Consider the following 19,593-nt stretch of genomic DNA (forward strand, 5'->3'; position numbering starts at 1 on the left):
CATTAGATAAGCAAGTGTAAATCAAGAGACAAGATGATGGAGAAACTAGGTCAATTAACCTAAATTCTCAGCATCATGGAACAGCTTATCAAGCAAAGTGTAGGGATTGACGTCTCAAAAGAAAGCTTTACTGCATGTGTCTGTACTCATTACAAGACAGGGGAAGAACGACTTAGTGAAGTTATTGAGTTCAAAAATCTAAAATCAGGTTTTAATCAGCTCATCACGTGGAGTCGAAAGATCACTGTACCATCATTAGAAGTGACTTTCGTTATGGAGGCGACAGGCGTTTACTATGAAAACTTGGCACATCATCTCTACAATCTTAAACAACCAGTTTGTGTCCTACTTCCCAACAAAGTCAGCCACTTTGCAAAAAGTCTCAATGTAAAAACGAAAACAGACAAGGTGGATGCCCGTGTCATTGCACGAATGGGAGCAGAAAGGAAATTATCAAACTGGGTGCCACCACACCCGCTATTTAAACAACTTAAAGATCTGAAGTTCTCCTTCGTTTAGCCCAAATTACAAAATATCCTTAAAACGTTTGGATATTAAAACAGTACCTCTTTTTCATTCAGGCTGCCCGCTAGAGTACCACTCCCTCCATGGATTTTTCCAGTTCACGGGCGTTGGTCAGAAATTCATCCAGTTTCATCTCCTTGAAATAGAGCAGTCCGTGGGTGGACCTTATCCGGGGACTATCGCTCTGGTAGAAGGTGTTTTTTCCAACCAGCAACTGGATCTGTTTCAGCTGTTCCACCCAGATGCGTTTGGTCAGATCGCTGAATTTACCATCGTGCTGGTAGGATGGGAAGGAGGCATCCACCTGGCTCAGGTAGCTGTGGGTAAAGGCATTGTCCATAACTCCCATGGCATTCAGCGAGACCGGAACGATCACATTGGCCTCAGCCGGATGAAAGCGGTACCACACATTCCTGTATCCCCATACCCTGAGCCCGGATAAATCCTCCTCCCTGCTCCACTTACGAAGGGCTTCTGCAATCACCTGCAGCACCTTGTAATGGGTGTCGGGGCCGCTTCCCTCGGGGTCAAAGGCCAGGCTTACCACGGTGGGTTTGATCTCCCTGAGCTTTTCCAGGATGGGTTCCACGTCCCTTTCCAGCTTGGGTTGCTCGGTAAATACCTCGCCGGTGTAAAAGCCCAGCCTGAGGTGATGTACGTTTTTAGTCTCAATTCCAAAATAGGCCCAGACCAGTTCCTCCTCGAACTCCCGGATCATCCCCTTCAGCTTCTGGATATCGGGCTGATTGACCTCCCCGTCGTAGCTCTTGTTCAGGATATGAATGATGTTGTTGATCTCATCGCGCAGCTGGTATTTGCTCTTCACCTTATACAGGCCCACCATATCACGAACGATCCGGTGAGCCAGGCCCCTCCGGAGTTCAAAATCCTCTCCCGAGGCCACCTTCAGCAAGTAATGGTTCACATCCTTGTCCCGCTTGAATTTATATCCCGTTTCAAAGAAATCCGGATAATTGACCATCTGCATCATTCCGTTGTCGAGGAAGTAGCGGGTATCTTCCAGGGCTTTGATCACAAAATCGTTGGTAACAGCGGTAAACCCGGAGGTGAGCACCGAAAAGTAATTGGTATTGGTCTCGTTCCGCATCAACCGGTGAATATGAGGGTTGATCCCCAGCATGATATCATCGTGGTGGGGTCCCGTATGGTAATAGGTCTGATTTTTTTCGGCTACCATCCCCTTTTCAAACTTTGCCATGGTGGAGCTGATCACCCCGGAAACCGTATCCTCATTCAAACCGGGTATCTGCCTGCAATAACGGTCCCCTTTCAAATCGCTCATGGTAAGATGATGCCCGTACTTGTTCAATTTAGCACAAAGATCGATCACCGCACGGTCGGTCTTGGCCTGGGTCCATTCCCCCTCCTTATATAAGGCATCCACGGAAGCCTGGAGACTGGCAGCCGCTCCGGTGGTCAGGTAAAAACGGGCATGATCCAGTTTTGACAGCACGCTGGCCGGGTAAAGCACCGAAGGTTCATTCTCCAGGGCCTCCCTGACCATGGGAGCCTTGGCCTCTCCGGCGGCAAAGATGAGAGCCACTGCATCCGGATTATGGGTAATGGTATCCAGTCCGATGGTAATGACCAGGCGGTTCCGGGAGATTTCGATTCCTCCCAGATCCCCCGCAGCCACGGCCTGTGTTTCAAAATTGGTTTCGGTAAGCCGGGTGGTGGAATGATGGTCGGATCCCCGGACATTAAAAGCGATATGACCGTCCGGTCCGATCCCTCCCAGGAAAAATCCTATTCCTCCTTTGTCCCGGATCTGTTTTTCATAATTCGTGCACCAGTCATCGATCAGGAAGATCGATTCCTGCTGTAATTTTTCGGTCTGACTCTTAGGGGCCCGGTACCTCAGCGAGAGATCCACCCGGCTGTCGGGAAAAACTTCTCTGAAATGTTTGCCTTCTGCCAGAAGAATCTCATCTGAATTAATCAGCAGGGCATTTTTCGGATCCAGGCCAAATCCCTGGATGTAATATTTTTTCACATAGTTGTAAAAACTGTTATGCTGTTCGGAGCTGATGGGATAAAACTCATCGATCTGAACAAAATGAAGATCCTTCAGGGAGGGCTTTTTTAAATCCGCAACGCCATATTTGCCTCTCAGCTCCTTAATTTTCTGCTCCTCCCAGTTTTCCAGAAGGTGAGTGGTCCACTTGATAAAATACTCCGGCGTTTTCCCGGTGGGCAGACTGATCACTCCCCCGGGATTCTCACTGACCCACTCCAGAAAACGAAGGGCGGTAAGCAGGCCCATCAAGGGGAAATTCTCCACCACGATATAGGGGATCCTGGTGCGGATCAACGCTTCGCCGGAGATTTTATAAAAGGCTTTTTCAACTTGGGACTTGAACTGCATGATGTTGGAATTTAATATTTTCAATAATTACAGGAGAAAGGCAAAAGTATTCATTTTGCACGTCTTTATCAATGAGACAAAGAAAAAATGACAGCTATATCGCCCGCATCCTTCCTGCCAGCAGGGAGTCCTGAAGATCCTGGCTCACCGGGGCCAGGTGTATGAGATCGGTCAGTTGCCGGTGCCACTCCACATCTCGCCACATTCCCACAAACTGGGGACCGCAGAAATTGCTGGTGGCCACAGCCAGCCACCTCCCGGTTTTAGCAGCTTCCAGAGTGCCCAGCGCACACAGTTCCTTTACGTATCCCCAGTCCAGCATGGGCAGGTCCTTGTAGTCCACCACCCCCCAGCACTCGGTGGTGATCAGTGGCTGACCCAGTTGCTCCGACCACTTAGCCGCCAGCCGGATCTGCTTTACCAGTCCCGTCTGCCAGTACTCCTTTTTCTCCTCGTAGATCCCTTTGCCGTAAAGGGCCATGTTCCGGTACCCTGCATAATCGAAACGTTCATAATTGTAACCAACCCGGCGGTAAAACTCTCCATCCTTGTAGCTGGTCATCCAGATATGCGGCTCCAGGAAATCAAGCATTTTAAAGGGGCCTCTGGAAAGGGTCTCCTCACTTATTTCGCCGGTGAATGAAAAGGTAAAGGGGATCTCCGGGTATTGTTGCCTCAGAAGAGCTATAGAGTCCCCCATCCACTGTTTCGATTTCGGAGTATCCCAGCCCGTCCACAGGGCTTCAGGGGGATCGTTCACAAAAAAAGGGCACCAGGCATCGCCGGTCCATTCGTTACAGAGATCCACGTACAGGATGGTATCCAGCAGCCCCCCCTCCTCAACGGACTTTAAAACCGCCAGCCAGGCTTCTCCCAGCTTCGCGGGACTGTCCAGTTTCATTCGTACATCCTCCTCATCGGTTCGAAACCAGGAGGAGAGACCTACCCGGATGTGAAAAGCCCTGCAGCGTTCCAGGAAAAGGTTCAGATGGGGCTGGACCAGCACCCGGTTAATCTCCGGGCTGCCCCAATCCTGGGTACTCCAGTGGGGAAGCAGAAGATACTCCCTCTCCGGGTCCTCGTGAATCAGATGTGGAAAAGCATCGATCCGGATGGCATCGTAGCCCCGTTCCACAAGTTCCGACAGGGCCCGGTCCCAATCCTCATACCCTGCTCCCGGCCGCACCCGCCTGACTTAAAAAGTTTCGTCGTTTCATGTCCGGGTCTCCTTATTTATACAATTCCCCCGCCTCTGTTCCGCAGAGATCCACAAAAAGTCCGGCCAGCTTGGCCGTCACCTCCCGGAAATACTGTTCTCCCTTTTCCCGGGTGGCTTTACGCGGATCACCCACCCCGGTATCCTGACTGATGCTGGTCCACCTGCGTTCGGCCCAGGCCCAGGGCTCATTCAGGGCCCCCACAGAGAATTTCTTCGCTTTCCCTTCCCCGGCCAGATCCAGGGATCTGACCAGTTCCGGACAGGCATGAAGCATCAGACTGGTCTCCATCTCATCGGCATGCCCCCCGTCATTTTCAAAGATCCGGCTCTGATCCACCGACTGGAACCAGTTGCAGGTGACCAGAAACATATCCGGGAAAGCGGTACCCACTTCCCGGAGCATCTGCCTGAAATCGTTCCCCCCGTGGCCGTTTACCAGCAGCAATTTCTCCATTCCATACCCGTAGAGGCTCTCCGCCACATCCTCAATAATGGACTGCTGGGTGGAAGGATTCATATTGAGTGTCATATAGATGTCTGTCTGGCCGGTATTTACGCCCAATGGAATGGTGGGCAGAACAATCACCCGGGCCCCCTGGTCCCAGGCCAGGCGGGCTGCCTCGTACACCAGGGCCTCTGTTTCATAATTATCGGTCCCATAAGGCAAATGGAAGTTGTGTGCCTCGGTGGCCCCCCAGGGAAGGATGGCCAGTTCGAAGTCCTGGTCGCTGACCTCTGACCAGTGTGTCTCTGAAAGAATATAGGGTCGCATAAGTAAATCTCTGTTTTTTATGTGAATATAAAGCTTGATTAGAATCCGGTCTGTAGCGGACAATATAATAAAAATCCAGGCTATGGTCCGGATGATTTCAGTTCCTGATCAAAGATAATCAACAGTCACATTCCACACACTCCAAAACTTCCTGTTTCAGATTCATCTGCTTCAGGCGCTCCCTTCTGGATGTAAAACAGGATTCGCAGGTGGAAAAGCGCTCCAGGTCCCACAAATCCGCAAATACCAGTCCCCTGTTCAGTCCAATTCCGTATTCCACCACCTGTTCCAGAGAACGAATGGAAGGCTCCGCGAAAAACCCTCCCCCGGCAAGATGATCCAGGGCCCCGTTCCCCGATCTGACCGGGATCACCGAACAGATCTCCACCCCGCAGCTGAATGCAAAATCGATGGACCGGCAGGCCCACTCCACGCCTTCCGTCTCAGAGAGAAAGGGGGGACGAAGCAATATAAATGCCCGGCTGGTGATGCCCCTGCCATGGAGAAAGTCCACACTCCTTTTAAAATCCTCCAGAGTCATCCCTTTATTCAGACGTGGAAGCACTTCGGGATGGACAGTTTCCAATCCAATGGCCACCTGCAGCTGGCCCTCAAGCATCTTATTAAATTCCAGGCACTTTTCTCCAATGAAAGCCGTATGGCTTTCCACCAGCACCTGATCAAATCCGGATGACAGGGAAGCGATCACCCGGTAATCTTCCACCGGAAAAGCACCGGGATCAAAAAAACTCCCGCTGTTGAATAGTTTCAGGTGACCGGCAGGAGCCAGCCTGTCCAGGGCATAGATCAGCTGAGCCGGGATGGCCCCGGGCGGGACCGTTTCATTGGTGGTATGCTTCCAGAGATCGCACATCAGGCAGCTGCAGGGACACTCCCTGTTGGTAAGGAGGATGGCAGACACCTTTTGTATCTGACGTGCCGAATCAGGTTCCTGCTCATTGAACCAGCCATAAGGCAGATAGGGGTCCGCCGGGGACTTCTCTCCCCGCATGGACCGGATCCAGCGGCCATCCGTGGGGAAAGGGGGAAATTTACTCATAAAGGGAGAGAAACTCCTTGCGATAGTCCAGCTCCTTTTCCGGAAAATGAGCCTGGAACTTATCCATGGAGGCAGCCCCATGCTGGAAACGCCGCTTTTCAAATACCGGCATTTCCATTCCGGTGATGGCCTTCACTCCGCTGGCAACCACCTGTCCCTTAAGGGCATAAAGCTTCTCATGGTCCCATCCGGTAAGCTCGATAAAGGGAATGCCTTCTGCAATTTCAATGACATTGGCCAGGGTATAGGGACTGAAACTCCGGAAGCCCAGGGTATCGGCAGTGGTATAGGTGCGCATATATCCCCGGCTCAAGCCTCCGCTGTAGGTGAGAGAATGTTTCATTTTACCAACCCCCCATCCTTCGTGGTAGAGCATCAGGTTATTCAGCACGCTCCGGATGGTCAGCTCGGGATTCTCCTCAATGGGATAATCCTTCAGGTTCTCGTCTCCCCCGTCTCCGTCTATCATATGGATCCATCCGGGATAGCGCTTACGGATCCCTTCCAGCAGGGTCAGGTTCATGGTGGCCGCCTGGATATCAAGCGCTTTGTAATCCTCCACCACCTTAATGGTCTTTTTCCAGTCAAGGCCGGACGCTTTGACCTCAACGGGCTCCAGGAAAACTTCCAGGTTCACTGCCTTCAGAAACTCCCTGGCCTGCTTCAGGTCCTCCCCCTCCCCATCTACGCTCAGGGTGAATGCCTTCAGCCTGGAAGGACTCTCTCCCAGCTCCAGCAGGGCATGATAGGTAAGCAGAAAGACCGATCCGCTGTCGATTCCTGCCGAAAAGGAGACCCCGACGGGACCGCTGGTGTCTACGTGCTTCAGCCACTTCCGGATTTCCTCATACAGGGCGGACATATACTGCCAGCCGATCTCCTCCACTGCAAGCCCTTTAAAACGGTTCCTGGCGGGAGTGAAAAAACGCTGATGCACCGGAGCGGGATCGGGACAGCCCAGCAATTCAATGGTCGTAATATAATGAGCCGGGGCCATGCGGGTATAGGAGGGATGAAACTGGTTTTCGAGCCCCTCCTGTTTCAGGTACTTATAGATGGTATCGATACGCCCGGCAAGCACCAGGCAGGGTCCTGCCTTCAGTTTGGCAATAAAAAAACGCAGCGGGCGTCCGATGGAGCGGGCCATCCGGATGGTTTTTCCTTCCACCGCCACCAGGGCAAACTGGCCGTCAATACCCCTGACTCCTTCTGCATCCCCGGCCCTTACAAGCTCCACAGCCTCCTCCTCAGACATATTGTAAATAATATTTTTTCGGGGATCGGTCAGATCCACCACCCGGTTCATGTATTCATGATTCATTCTCTATCTCTCTAATTTATAACAAAATGCAACAAAACTCACCTTCCAGTGTCCGCCAAAGGTAATAAAATCAAGAATTTTGTTTCTATGTGGAATCTATCTAAATAATGTTAAAATTGTTTTAGAAGTGTTAATTTATCTTAAATTCGCCGTTGTACATTTCTTAATTGCATGTGCAAACCCTATTGCTAAACATTAAATAATTTAGACATTTTGTCATTCATTGCTAACTTAAAAACTACTTCAATTATGCGAAATTCTGCATGGTGGAAAAGCGGCTTTTTGACGCTTATCCTGTTTGGTTTTGCGATCAGCTTAACCTTTGCCCAGGAGATTACAGTGAGCGGTACGGTCTCTTCCGACGCGGAAGGTCCCATCCCCGGCGTTAACATTGTGATCCAGGGAACCACACAGGGGGCCGTGACCGATGTGGATGGTAATTTCAGCATTACCGTTCCGGGTCCCGATGCCGTCCTGGTATTTACTTCCATTGGTTACGCAGCTCAGAATATCACGGTGGGTAACCAGACAATAATTAATGTGATTATGGTGGAAGATGTCACGCAGCTTGATGAAATTGTGGTGATCGGTTACGGTACCCAGAAGAAAAAAGAGCTGACCAGTGCCATCTCCAATGTTAAAGCTGAAGAATTTAACAAGGGTTCGGTGAACAATCCGGCCCAGCTGGTCCAGGGTAAAGTGGCCGGTCTCTCCATCTCCAAGCCGGGTGGTAACCCCAACCAGGGATTTACCATGCGCCTGCGCGGGATGAGTACCATTGGTGCCAACACCCAGCCCCTCGTGGTCATTGATGGCGTGGTAGGCGGATCGCTGGAAAATGTGGATCCCAACGACATCGAGTCCATGGACGTTCTGAAGGACGGTTCTGCAGCTGCCATTTACGGAACCAGGGGTTCCAGTGGCGTAATCATCGTCACCACCAAAAAAGGAAGAAGGGGAACCGCCTATATCGATTACAATGGCATGGTGACTGTTGAAACTGTGGGTAAATACCCCAATGTCATGGACGTGGACCAGTGGAAAGCCATGTCGGCTGAGACCGGAGAGGGAACCGATTTCGGGTTCGAAACCAACTGGTTCGAAGAAACCACCCGGAACGCCATCCAGCAGGTCCATAACCTGAGTATGTCCGGAGGTACTGAAAAAACCACTTACATGGCCTCTTTTAACTTCCGGGATGGAGAAGGTGTAGCACTGAACACCGGTTATAACCAGTTGAACGGCAGGCTGAACATAAGCCAGAAAGCATTGAACGACCGTCTGACCGTGGACCTGAATATCGGGGCCACCCAGCGTGAGTCTCAATATGGTTTTACCGAGGCATTCCGTTACGCCTCTATTTATAACCCGACCGCTCCGGTAAGAAGCGATGAAGCACAATATGAACAGTATGATGGCTATTTCCAGCAGGTATTGTATGATTATTACAATCCTGTGGCCCTGATGGAACAAAACAAGAACGAGGGTAAAGACCAGCGGGTCAATGTGGCCCTGAGGGGTACTCTGGAGATCATCGATGGTTTAAAGGTGGATGCTTTCTACTCTGTACAGGATCAGACCTTCCAGAGGGGCAGTTACCGCGATAAAAACAGCTATGGAACCGGGATGAACCGCAACGGACTGGCCCGCAGAAGCTTCGACGAGAACTCCTTCCAGCTGTTCGAATCAACCCTAAACTATGTGACCGATATCAGCGGAGCCAACCTGCAAATACTGGGAGGTTACTCCCACCAGTCATTCCTCTATGAAGGCTTCGGCGCCCAGGGTGGAGATTTCATCACCGATGCTTTCACCTACAACAACCTGGGTGCTGCCAAGGACTTCAACGAAGGAATCGGGGATGTGTGGAGTTACAAGAACTCCAACAAACTGATCGCCTTCTTTGGCCGTGTGAACCTGAATGTGACCGACAGCTGGTTCCTGACAGCCAGTGCCCGTTACGAAGGATCCAGCCGTTTTGGTGAAGGCAACAAATGGGGCCTTTTCCCGGCAATTGGCGGAGGTGTCGACCTGGCCAATGTCCTGGATATTGCCTCCATGGATAACCTGAAGCTGCGGGTGAGCTACGGGATCACCGGTAACCAGCCCGGCAGCTCCTATATGTCGCTCCTGCGTCTGAGCCCCTCAGGAAACTTCTATTATGACGGGGAATTTATTCCCGGCTACGCTCCTTCCAGCAATGCCAACGAAGATCTTGGCTGGGAGAAAAAGGGTGAGTTTGACGTCGGTGTCGACTTTTCCATGCTGGACGGACGGCTCTTCGGATCCTTTGACTTCTATACCAGGACCACTACCGACCTGTTGTTCGAATACGAAGTACCGGTTCCGCCGAACCTTTATTCCACAGCCTGGCTGAACCTGGGCGAAATCAAGAACAGCGGACTGGAACTGACCCTGACCTGGAATGCCATTCAGGCCGGCGATTTCTCCTGGAGCACTACGATCACTCCCGCCTATTACCTGAAAAATGAGCTGGTCTCCCTCTCGGGCGAGTTTAACGGAGCTGAGCTCAACTACGGGGTACGCGACCTGGGTGGCATGGGTGCCCCCGGCATGAGTGATGTTCCTCTGGTAAGAGCCGAAGAGGGCCAGCCTATCGGTCAGCTCTGGGCACACACCTTTGTGGAAATCGATCCCGACGGAAACCTGATCCTGCGCGATACCAACGAAGATGGTACCGTGGATGAACTGGACCGCTCCGTGGTTGGAAACGGACTTCCCGATGCCGAGTTTGGCTGGGGAAACAACTTCAAGTACAAGAATTTTGATATGAATATCTTCTTCCGCGGTGTACTCGGGCATGATCTGAACAATACCTTCCGTGCTTTCTACGAAGTACCTGAAATGATCGGCTCCTATAACCTGCCGGCCACGGCCACGGATTTGAGGAACGCTGAAACAGGAACTTTATACAATGCCTCCTCCGGGGTTCTTTCCAGCTACCACATAGAGGATGCATCCTTTGTATCCCTGGACAATATGAGCATCGGATACAATTTCGACGTGTCGGGAAGCAACGCTTTCAGGAACATCCGGGTCTTTGTGGCAGGCAACAACCTGTTCTATATCACCAAGTACAAAGGTGTGGACCCCAGTCCCAGATATGACGACAGAGGAAATGTACTGATTCCCGGTATGGATAGAAGGAATACCTGGTTCAGGACCAGGTCTGTTTCACTGGGTGTAAACCTCGGTTTCTAACCCTCTAAAAGCAGACGATATGAAAACAACAGATAGAAATAAAATGAGAAAATCACTTTTTCTGGTAATGGCGGTTATCGCAGTTATGCTGACAGCCACCTTTAACCAGTCATGTACCAACCTGGATGAAGAACTCTACGGTGAAGTAACACCGGATAATTTCTTCAATACAGAAGAGGAGATCCTCGCTGCCCTTGGTGCTGCATACACGCAATTCGGCAACTGGGCCTCGGGCGATCCTCTCAGCCTGCAAGAGACTACCACCGACGAAATGGTTGTTCCCACCCGGGGACAGGACTGGGACGACGGTGGTGCCTGGAGAAGGCTGGCCCTTCACTCATGGACCCGGGAAGACGGCATGATGAACGGCGGATGGAACTTTGGTTTCGGGGGTGTGAATACAGCCAACCGCCTGATTTACCAGTTCGAGGTCCTCCGGGATGAGGGATCCATTGAGTCCGACTTAGCAGATGCATTTATTGCCGAGCTTCGGGCCGTCAGGGGTTTCTTCTACTGGCAGTTGCTCGATATGTTCGGAAATGTTCCCCTGGTAACCGATTTCGCCACGGCTGAAGCAACACCGGCAACCGTTCCGAGGGATCAGGTGTATGCCTGGCTGGTAGCCGACCTGGAAGATGCCGTACCCCTGCTCCCCAAGGAAGTAGATGGTACGACCTATGGCAGGATGAACTACTATGCCGGTATGACCCTGCTGGCCAAGTTGTACCTGAATGCCGAGATATATACCGAAACTCCTGCTTACGCGGCCTGTGTGACTGCCTGTACGGATGTCATCGACAATGGCGGATACAGCCTCACCGGCAACTACTTTGATAACTTCAGTGCGGGTAACACGGGTACTTCCGAAATGATCTTCGCCATTCCTTACGATCAGGTGTATTACGGGGGCTTCAATATCGCCGTAAGAAGCCTGCACTACGCCAGTCAGTACACTTATAACCTGACGGCCCAGCCCTGGAATGGTTTCTGCTCCCTCGAAGAGTTCTACAACTCCTACGAGGAAGAGGACCTTCGCAGAGGCGATGTGGGTACCCTGGAAGGCCCGGCCATCAAGCGGGGTAACTTCATAGCCGGTTACCAGTACAATGCCGACGGTTCTCCGACCATGGATGATGGTGCGGACGCAGATGACCCCGATGGCAAGCATCTGAATTTCGGAAACATTGGCTCCGGCGAACCCCAGATCAATGAACTGGGTCCCCAGTCCTACCGCCAGTCCGGCGTGCGGATCGGGAAATGGGAAGTTGAGATGGGTGCCCATCCCTATGCCATGAACAACGATTATGCCGTATTCCGTCTGGCCGATGTGATCCTGATGAAAGCAGAAGCCCTCTGGCGCCAGAATCCTGCCGATGCAGGTGTACTTCCTCTGGTCAACGAGGTCAGGGCACGCGCCGACGTAGACGATCTGGCCAGCGTGGACGGACCTGTCAGCTTTGACATGGCAGGACCGTCAATCCCGGGTGGAGAGCTCCTGAACGAGATCGGACGCGAGATGGCCTTCGAGAACAACAGGCGCCAGGCTCTAATCCGCTGGGATTTGTACACCCGTGTGGCTGACTGGATTCCTGTCTATAACAATCCCGGTGATGTAATTGGTGATGGTGATCATACGGTCCTCTTCCCCATCCACAGGGACAAGATCGATGCCAACCCCAACCTGGTTCAGAATCCGGGGTATAATTAGAAGTAGCAATTTGACTATATAGTTTTCCGGAGAGCAGGCAATACTTATTGCTTGCTCTCTTTTTTTGTACCTTGCGCGAATGATTCTTGGAGGAATTAAACGAGATCCGGCTGTGCTGATCCTGCTGCTGGTCCTGGCCCTGCAGGCTTGCAACCCCGGGGGGACCGTCCCGGGGATTCCTGCCCGCTTCACTCTGCTGGATGAAACGGAGACCGGAATCCGCTTTCGCAATGATGTGGAATACAGCGAGGACTATAATACCTATACCTACCGTAATTTTTACAACGGGGCCGGGGTCGGACTGGGCGACTTTAATCTGGATGGCCTCATCGACATCTATTTCTGTGGAAATATGGTGGACAACAAGCTCTGCATCAACCGGGGTAATTTCCAGTTTGAAGATATCACTGAAGAGGCGGGAGTGGCCTGCGGGGGAGTCTGGTCGACCGGGGTAAGCATTGCCGATGTAAATGGCGATGGATGGCCCGATATCTACGTCTGCAAGTCAGGCCTTCCGGATACTCCCCACCGGAACAATGAACTGTTTATCAATAACGGGGACCTGACCTTCTCGGAGCAGGCGGAAGCTTATGGCCTTGACGATATGGGGCTGTCCACCCATGCCACCTTTTTTGATTTTGACCGCGACGACGACCTGGACTGCTACCTGCTCAACAACTCGTTCCAGTCGGTTACTGAATTTGATCTTGCGGAGGGAGAGCGTATGGTCAGGGATACCCTGGGAGCCAATAAACTCTACAGGAATGATGGAGATATCTTCGTGGATGTAAGTGAAGAAGCAGGTATATTTGGAAGCAAGATCGGCTTTGGACTGGGAGCCAGCGTGGCCGATCTGAACCGCGACGGATGGATGGATATCTATGTCTCCAACGATTTTTTTGAACGGGATTACCTCTATATCAACCGGCAGGACGGCACGTTTTCGGAAGAGCTCGAGGAGCAGTTCGGGGAGACCAGCCTGGGGGCCATGGGAGCGGATATTTCCGATATTAATAACGACTGCTGGCCCGATATTTTCGTTACCGAAATGACCGCAGAAGGCGACCGGAGGCTGAAAACCAAAGTGCTTTTTGAAAGCTGGGAAAGTTACAGGAACAAGGTGGAAAAGGGATATCACCATCAGTTTGCCCGGAATGTATTGCAGTTAAACAGGAGAAACAACTCCTTCAGTGAGATTGGCAGGTACAGCGGGGTGGATGCCACCGACTGGAGCTGGGGAGCGCTAATTTTGGATCTGGATAATGACGGGTGGCGCGATCTTTATGTGGCTAATGGGATCTATAAAGATCTGCTGGACCGCGATTATCTCGATTTTTACTCCAATCCTGCCCTGATGCGCTCCATGATCAGGAATGAAGAGCAGGCCATCCTAAGCATTATTGATCGCATCCCCTCGGAACGCGTTCCCAATTATGCCTTTTTTAACAACGGCGATCTGACTTTTACCAACCTGGCCGATAGCTGGGGACTGGACACCCCTTCGCACTCCAACGGAGCCGCTTACGGGGACCTGGATAACGATGGCGATCTCGACCTGGTGGTTAACAATGTGAATATGCCCCCTTTTCTCTACCGGAATAACAGCCGGGAGCTGGCTTGCTCTAATTTTTTGTCCATCGAATTAGCCGGCACTTCAGCCAACAGCTCTGCCATCGGAGCCTCAGCCACCCTTTATTTTCAGGGAAAGACCAGTTACAAGGAGCAGATTCCGGCCCGGGGATTTAAATCATCCGTGGAACACCGGCTCCACTTTGGTCTGGGTGATGTGGCCCGGATCGACTCCATACAGATTCAATGGCCCGATGGGAGCTGTTCCATGCTTACTGGGATTGAGGCCAATCAGTTTCTTCAACTGAATCAGAAAAAGGCACGCATTTGTCCGGAGGTCCGGGCCCCTGAACCGGACTATGTATTTATCAGGAGCGATCCTCCTGCAGGGCTGAATCATAAACATGTGGAAAATGAATTTAATGATTTCCGGAGAGAAAGCCTGCTGTTTCATATGCACTCCAATGAGGGGCCCCGCATGGCCCTGGGGGATGTGAACGGAGACAAACTGGAGGATCTCTATATCTGCGGGGCCAGAGAGTCTGCAGGAGCCCTGTATATACAGAACAAAGACGGAGAGTTCGTTTCCTCCTCCCAGACTTTGTTCGAGGAGTACCGCAGCTCCGAAGAAAGCGGCTGTGCGTTGTTCGATGCAGACGGGGACGGGGATATGGATCTCTATGTGGCCTGTGGCGGCAATGAACTTCCCTCCAGCTCTTCCTCCCTGGCCGACAGGCTCTACCTGAACGATGGAAAGGGGAATTTCAGCTTATCAAAACAAATCCTGCCTGCCGGACGCTATGAGAGCAGCTCCTGTGTGCGGCCCGCCGATTTTGACGGCGACGGGGATACGGACCTCTTTGTGGGCATCCGGCTCCGCCCCTTCCTTTATGGCATCCCCGCAAGCAGTTACCTGCTGGAAAACGACGGAGCCGGAAATTTCACCAGTGTGGGAACGGAGAAAGTACCCGGTCTGAAAGATTTGGGGATGGTCACCGATATGGTCTGGGCCGATGTGGATAAGGACCGGGATCCCGATATGGTGCTGGTGGGGCACTGGATGCCTGTAAAGCTGTTTATCAATGAGCAGGGACAGTTTACCGACCGTTCTGAATCTTACGGCCTTACGGGAACAGAAGGATGGTGGAAGCGGATTGCGGCGGGCGACCTGGATGGCGATGGAGATACGGACCTGGTACTGGGTAACCATGGATTAAACTCTCGTTTTTCTGCTTCACCGGAGAAACCGGTCAGCATGCATGTGAACGATTTTGACATGAATGGAAGCGTGGAGCACATTATCAGCGCTTATAACGGGGACAGCGCTTACCCGGTTGCCATGAAGGATGACCTGGTCAGACAGATTCCCGCCCTGGAACGGAAATATGAAACCTTCCTTTCCTACAGCGGGCAGACCATCGGCAATATGTTCTCCGGGGAGATTCTGGAGCGTTCGGTAGTGCTTCAGGCCCGTATTCTGGAAAGCGTGATATTGCTTAATGAGGGGCAGGAGGGTTTCCGGATCAAAGCGCTGCCGGCGGAGGGCCAGCTTTTTCCCGTCTGTGCCATTTCAACCGGGGATTTCGATCACGATGGAAAGTGTGATATTCTGCTGGGTGGAAATCTGAGCCGGGCCAAACCGGAAACCGGTATTTACACGGCCGGACAGGGGCTTTTCCTGAAAAGAAACGGAAGAGAGGACTGGGTCGCTGTCCCCCCCGATAGTTCCGGTTTCTCTTCCCGGGGCGAGATCCGCGATTTCAAAATCATAAAAATAAACGGAAAGCAGGTAATTGCTGTTGCAAGAAACAACGAGAATTTACACTTTTACACTTTCTGAAATTGAAGCAAGATGAAACGGATAAAATGGATGGTGCTGGCAGCATTGGCTGCAGTGATCGTGGGCGGATGCACCCCCGGACAAAAATATGAACGCCTGTTAAAACGGGAACTGGCCAGCGGAGTTAATTATGACTCCCTGTTCCTGGGGCTCTCCTTTGGAATGACAGAGAAGGAGTTCTTCCAGCAGTGCTGGGGATTGAACAAGGATAGCCTGGTGAGGCAGGGCACTGCCAATATGAGCGTTCAGTATGATGTGAACGAGGAACTTACATACCCGGCCACCATGAACTTCTATCCCATATTCGACAGCGGCCGGATTGTAGAGATGCCAGTCCGCTTTATTTACAACGGATGGGCCCCCTGGAACAAAGAGCTCGCAGCCGGCAAGCTGGCACTGGATGTAAGGCGCTGGTACGAGGAGATCTACGGAAAAGGTTTTATCACCGTGGCGCATCCCACCAGGGGGGAGGCCTATATCAAGATCGACGGAAACAGGAGGATTACCATATATAATGAGAACGACCTCCACGTCTGGGCCATTTTTACTGATATGCTGTCGGCCGCTGAGAGCGATTCTCTCCCGGCAGCAAATCAGAATTGATACCCAGATGAGAATCCTGCTCCACAGAATACTTCCCGGCCTCTGTCTTCTGCCGGCTCTTTTGCTCAAGCTCTCCTGCAGTCAGGAAGCAGATTCAGCGGCAGGGGATCCACTGTTCACCCTGATGCCCGCATCCTATACCGGTGCAGGATTTGTGAACCACCTGGACTATGATGAACAGTTAAAAAAGAAATTCAATATCTATACCTACCGGAACTTTTATAACGGGGGCGGGGTGGCCCTGGGAGATGTGAACAACGACGGACTCATGGATATCTTTCTCACCTCCAACATGGGCCCCAATGTGCTCTACCTGAATAAAGGAGAATTTAAGTTTGAGGATATTTCCGGCCGGGCCGGTATAGGCGGTCATGGCGAATGGTCCACCGGGGCCAGTTTTGCCGATGTAAACGGGGACGGGTGGACCGATATATACGTTTGCAACTCGGGAAATGTGGAAGGAGACGAAAGGCACAACGAACTATATATCAATAACGGGGACCTGACCTTTACCGAAAGTGCCGCGGAATACGGGATCGACGACCAGGGCTACTCTACCCACGGGGCCTTTTTTGATTATGACCGGGACGGGGACCTGGATCTCTACCTTCTGAACAACTCCTTTAAAGCCATTGGTAGTTTTGATCTTACCGAGAATCAACGCCTGGTCAGGGATCCGATCGGTGGCGACAAGCTGTTTCGCAACGACAACAACCAATTTACCGATGCCAGTGAGGAGGCGGGCATATATGCCAGCATTATCGGTTTCGGCCTGGGAGTTACTGTTGGGGATATTGACCAGGACGGGTGGATGGATATCTACATCTCCAACGATTTCTTTGAAAGGGACTACATCTACATGAACAACGGGGACGGGACCTTCCGGGAGACGCTCACCGGGATGATGCCTTGCATCTCTGCGGCATCCATGGGGGCTGATATGGCCGATATCAACAACGACCATTATCCTGAAATCTTCGTGACCGACATGATACCGGAGCATGATGCCCGGCTCAAAACCAAAACCACCTTTGACAGCTGGGACAGCTACAAATCGAATTTTGAGAACGGGTACCACCACCAGTTCACCCGGAATATGCTGCAGCTCAATAATACGGATGGAACCTTCAGTGAGATCGGACGCCTGGCAGGGGTCTATGCCACCGACTGGTCGTGGGGGGCCCTGATCCTGGATATGGATAACGACGGACTGAAAGACATATTTGTGGCCAATGGGATCTACCAGGATCTTACCGACCAGGATTATATCCAGTATTTCTCCAATCGCGATATGGTGGCCTCCATCATTTCCGGGAACGATGTCGATTACAAGACCCTGATCGATGCCATCCCGTCGGTAAAACTTCCCAGTTATGCCTTTAAGAACCAGGGGGACCTCCATTTCCGGAACATGGCCGGTGAGTGGGGACTGGCCGACCCCAGTCACTCCAATGGTTCGGCATACGGGGACCTGGATAATGACGGGGATCTGGACCTGGTGGTCAATAATGTGAACATGCCCATGTTCCTTTACCGCAATGAGACCTCCCAAAAACTGCCGGATCACCACTACCTGAAAGTAATCCTGAAAGGGGAAGCCGGCAATACCGACGCCATTGGAAGCAAGGTGACCGCCTGGCACAAGGGCCACTCCTATTATCTGGAACAAATGTCCATGCGCGGATTCAAATCCACCATGGATCCACGTCCCAACCTGGGACTGGGTGCCCTGACCAGGATCGATTCGCTGGTGGTACTGTGGCCCGATAATACCAAAACCAGCCTGAAGGAGGTGCCTGCCGATCAGACCCTGACCCTGTACCAGAAAGAGGGCGTTCCCACTGCAACACCTTTGACAGACCGGTCGAAAAAGGAAGAGAGGTGGTTTTGTGAGATCACCGGGGAGGTTTCCGTGGATTTTAAACACCGGGAGAATGAGTACGATGATTTTCGCAGGGAGAAACTGATTTACCAGATGCTCTCCACCGAAGGGCCCCGGGTTGCCACCGGGGATGTGGACGGAGATGGTTTGGAAGACCTGTTCGCAGGCGGTGCCCGGGGCCAGGCTGGCAGCCTGCTTATCCAGCAGCGAAACGGGTCCTTTGTCTCTTCAAACCAGGAGTTGTTTGAGAAGGATAAAGGGTCTGAAGATACCGATTGTGCGTTTTTTGATGCCGATGGCGACGGCGACCTGGACCTCTATGTGGCCAGCGGGGGAAATGAATTTTCCGGATCTTCTTCGGCCCTGGCCGACCGGCTCTATGTGAACAATGGCCGGGGAAATTTTACCCGGTCCCCGCAGATCCTCCCCGGGGGCCGTTTTGAAAGCACTTCCTGTGTCCGTGCCGCAGATTTTGACGGGGACGGGGTGATCGAGCTCTTTGCGGGCATTCGACTGTTGCCTTTCCTTTACGGCGTGCCGGCCAGCGGCTACCTGCTCGAAAATGACGGAAAGGGGCATTTCACGGATGTGACTGCTCAGATGGCCCCCGGACTGAAAGAAGTGGGCATGTTGCGGGATATGGTGTGGGAAGATGTGGATGGGGATGGGGATCTTGATATGATCCTGGCCGGCGACTGGATGCCGCTTAAGCTCTTTATCAATGAGAACGGAAGCTTCCGGGAGAGCGGGGAGGCTTTTGGCCCGGAAACATCCGGCTGGTGGAACTGCCTGGCCTCCGCAGATTTTGACGGAGACGGGGACATCGACTTTGTGGCCGGGAACCATGGGCTGAACTCCCGTTTTAAGGCAAGCCCGGACCGGCCCGTCACCATGTACGTAAATGATTTTGATTTGAATGGATCGGCCGAACAAATCATTTGTGTCTATGAAGGGAACAGCGCCTACCCCATGGCCCTTAAGCACGATCTGACCCGCCAGATACCGGTGTTGTTGAAGAAATACCCCAGATACGAATTCTATAAAGAACAGACCATCACCGATATATTTGCTCCCGAACAGCTGAGTTCGGCCATCCGGCTGGATGTTGCCCAGCTGGCCTCCTGCCTGTTTATAAATGACGGAGCGGGGCGTTTCACCATGAAACCCCTGCCTCTCGAAACTCAGTTCTCCACGGTCATGGCGGCCGGAACCGGGGATTTTAACGGGGATGGGAATCCGGATCTGCTTCTGGGTGGCAACCTCTATCATGTAAAGCCGGAGGTAGGACGCTACGATGCCAGTTACGGACATTTCCTCGAAGGAAACGGAAAGGGTGGCTTTAAAGCTGTACCTCCGCACCAGTCGGGATTCAGACTGGAAGGAGAGGTCAGGGACATTCAGGAAATTGAAACTTCCGGCGGCACGGTACTGATTGTTGCGCGCAGCAACGATCCCCTGCAGCTTTTCAGGATACAAGCACAGTGAT

The 19,593-nt window shown here is 52.1% G+C and carries 11 protein-coding genes; 6 read left to right on the forward strand and 5 right to left on the reverse strand.

The window, feature by feature from the left end; all coding sequences use genetic code 11:
* The first annotated feature begins 75 nt into the window (after nucleotides 1–75).
* On the forward strand, nucleotides 76–519 hold the full coding sequence (locus tag P1P86_06110; protein ID MDF1574749.1) for a transposase: 444 nt from the start codon (nucleotides 76–78) through the stop codon (nucleotides 517–519).
* Nucleotides 520–589: 70 nt separating this feature from the next.
* On the opposite strand, the gene P1P86_06115 is transcribed toward P1P86_06110, so the two are convergent.
* From P1P86_06115 to P1P86_06135, 5 genes are all read right to left on the reverse strand, one after another.
* Entirely contained in the window at nucleotides 590–2,911 is a 2,322-nt protein-coding gene (locus P1P86_06115) for a hypothetical protein (protein ID MDF1574750.1), read from the reverse strand.
* A gap of 94 nt (nucleotides 2,912–3,005) precedes the next feature.
* On the reverse strand, nucleotides 3,006–4,097 hold the full coding sequence (locus P1P86_06120) for a cellulase-like family protein (GenBank protein ID MDF1574751.1): 1,092 nt from the start codon (nucleotides 4,095–4,097) through the stop codon (nucleotides 3,006–3,008).
* Nucleotides 4,098–4,140: 43 nt separating this feature from the next.
* Nucleotides 4,141–4,902 carry a creatininase family protein gene (locus tag P1P86_06125; protein MDF1574752.1) on the reverse strand — a complete coding sequence of 254 codons (762 nt, stop codon included), beginning with the start codon at nucleotides 4,900–4,902 and terminating at the stop codon, nucleotides 4,141–4,143.
* Nucleotides 4,903–5,020: 118 nt separating this feature from the next.
* The gene (locus P1P86_06130) at nucleotides 5,021–5,962 is read right to left on the reverse strand and encodes a hypothetical protein (protein MDF1574753.1); all 942 of its coding nucleotides are present in this window, start codon (nucleotides 5,960–5,962) and stop codon (nucleotides 5,021–5,023) included.
* Nucleotides 5,955–7,283: an asparagine synthase-related protein gene (locus P1P86_06135; GenBank protein MDF1574754.1), complete on the reverse strand. Its 1,329-nt coding sequence runs from the start codon at nucleotides 7,281–7,283 to the stop codon at nucleotides 5,955–5,957. Before P1P86_06135 ends, P1P86_06130 begins: the two co-directional genes overlap by 8 nt.
* Before the next feature lie 249 nt (nucleotides 7,284–7,532).
* Between P1P86_06135 and P1P86_06140 the strand changes: the two genes are divergently transcribed.
* From P1P86_06140 to P1P86_06160, 5 genes are all read left to right on the forward strand, one after another.
* Nucleotides 7,533–10,505, forward strand: coding sequence for a SusC/RagA family TonB-linked outer membrane protein (locus P1P86_06140; protein MDF1574755.1), 2,973 nt, complete (start codon nucleotides 7,533–7,535; stop codon nucleotides 10,503–10,505).
* A 43-nt stretch (nucleotides 10,506–10,548) separates the two neighbouring features.
* The gene (locus tag P1P86_06145; protein MDF1574756.1) at nucleotides 10,549–12,213 is read left to right on the forward strand and encodes a RagB/SusD family nutrient uptake outer membrane protein; all 1,665 of its coding nucleotides are present in this window, start codon (nucleotides 10,549–10,551) and stop codon (nucleotides 12,211–12,213) included.
* Between the two features lie 79 nt (nucleotides 12,214–12,292).
* On the forward strand, nucleotides 12,293–15,622 hold the full coding sequence (locus P1P86_06150) for a VCBS repeat-containing protein (GenBank protein ID MDF1574757.1): 3,330 nt from the start codon (nucleotides 12,293–12,295) through the stop codon (nucleotides 15,620–15,622).
* A gap of 12 nt (nucleotides 15,623–15,634) precedes the next feature.
* A complete protein-coding gene (locus tag P1P86_06155; protein MDF1574758.1) occupies nucleotides 15,635–16,225 on the forward strand; it encodes a hypothetical protein in 591 nt (196 codons plus the stop codon).
* A 7-nt stretch (nucleotides 16,226–16,232) separates the two neighbouring features.
* Complete coding sequence (locus P1P86_06160) at nucleotides 16,233–19,592, forward strand: VCBS repeat-containing protein (protein ID MDF1574759.1); 3,360 nt, start codon at nucleotides 16,233–16,235, stop codon at nucleotides 19,590–19,592.
* The last annotated feature ends 1 nt before the right edge of the window (nucleotide 19,593 follow it).

This window comes from Bacteroidales bacterium (assembly GCA_029210725.1).
In the GTDB taxonomy this organism is placed as follows: Bacteria; Bacteroidota; Bacteroidia; order Bacteroidales.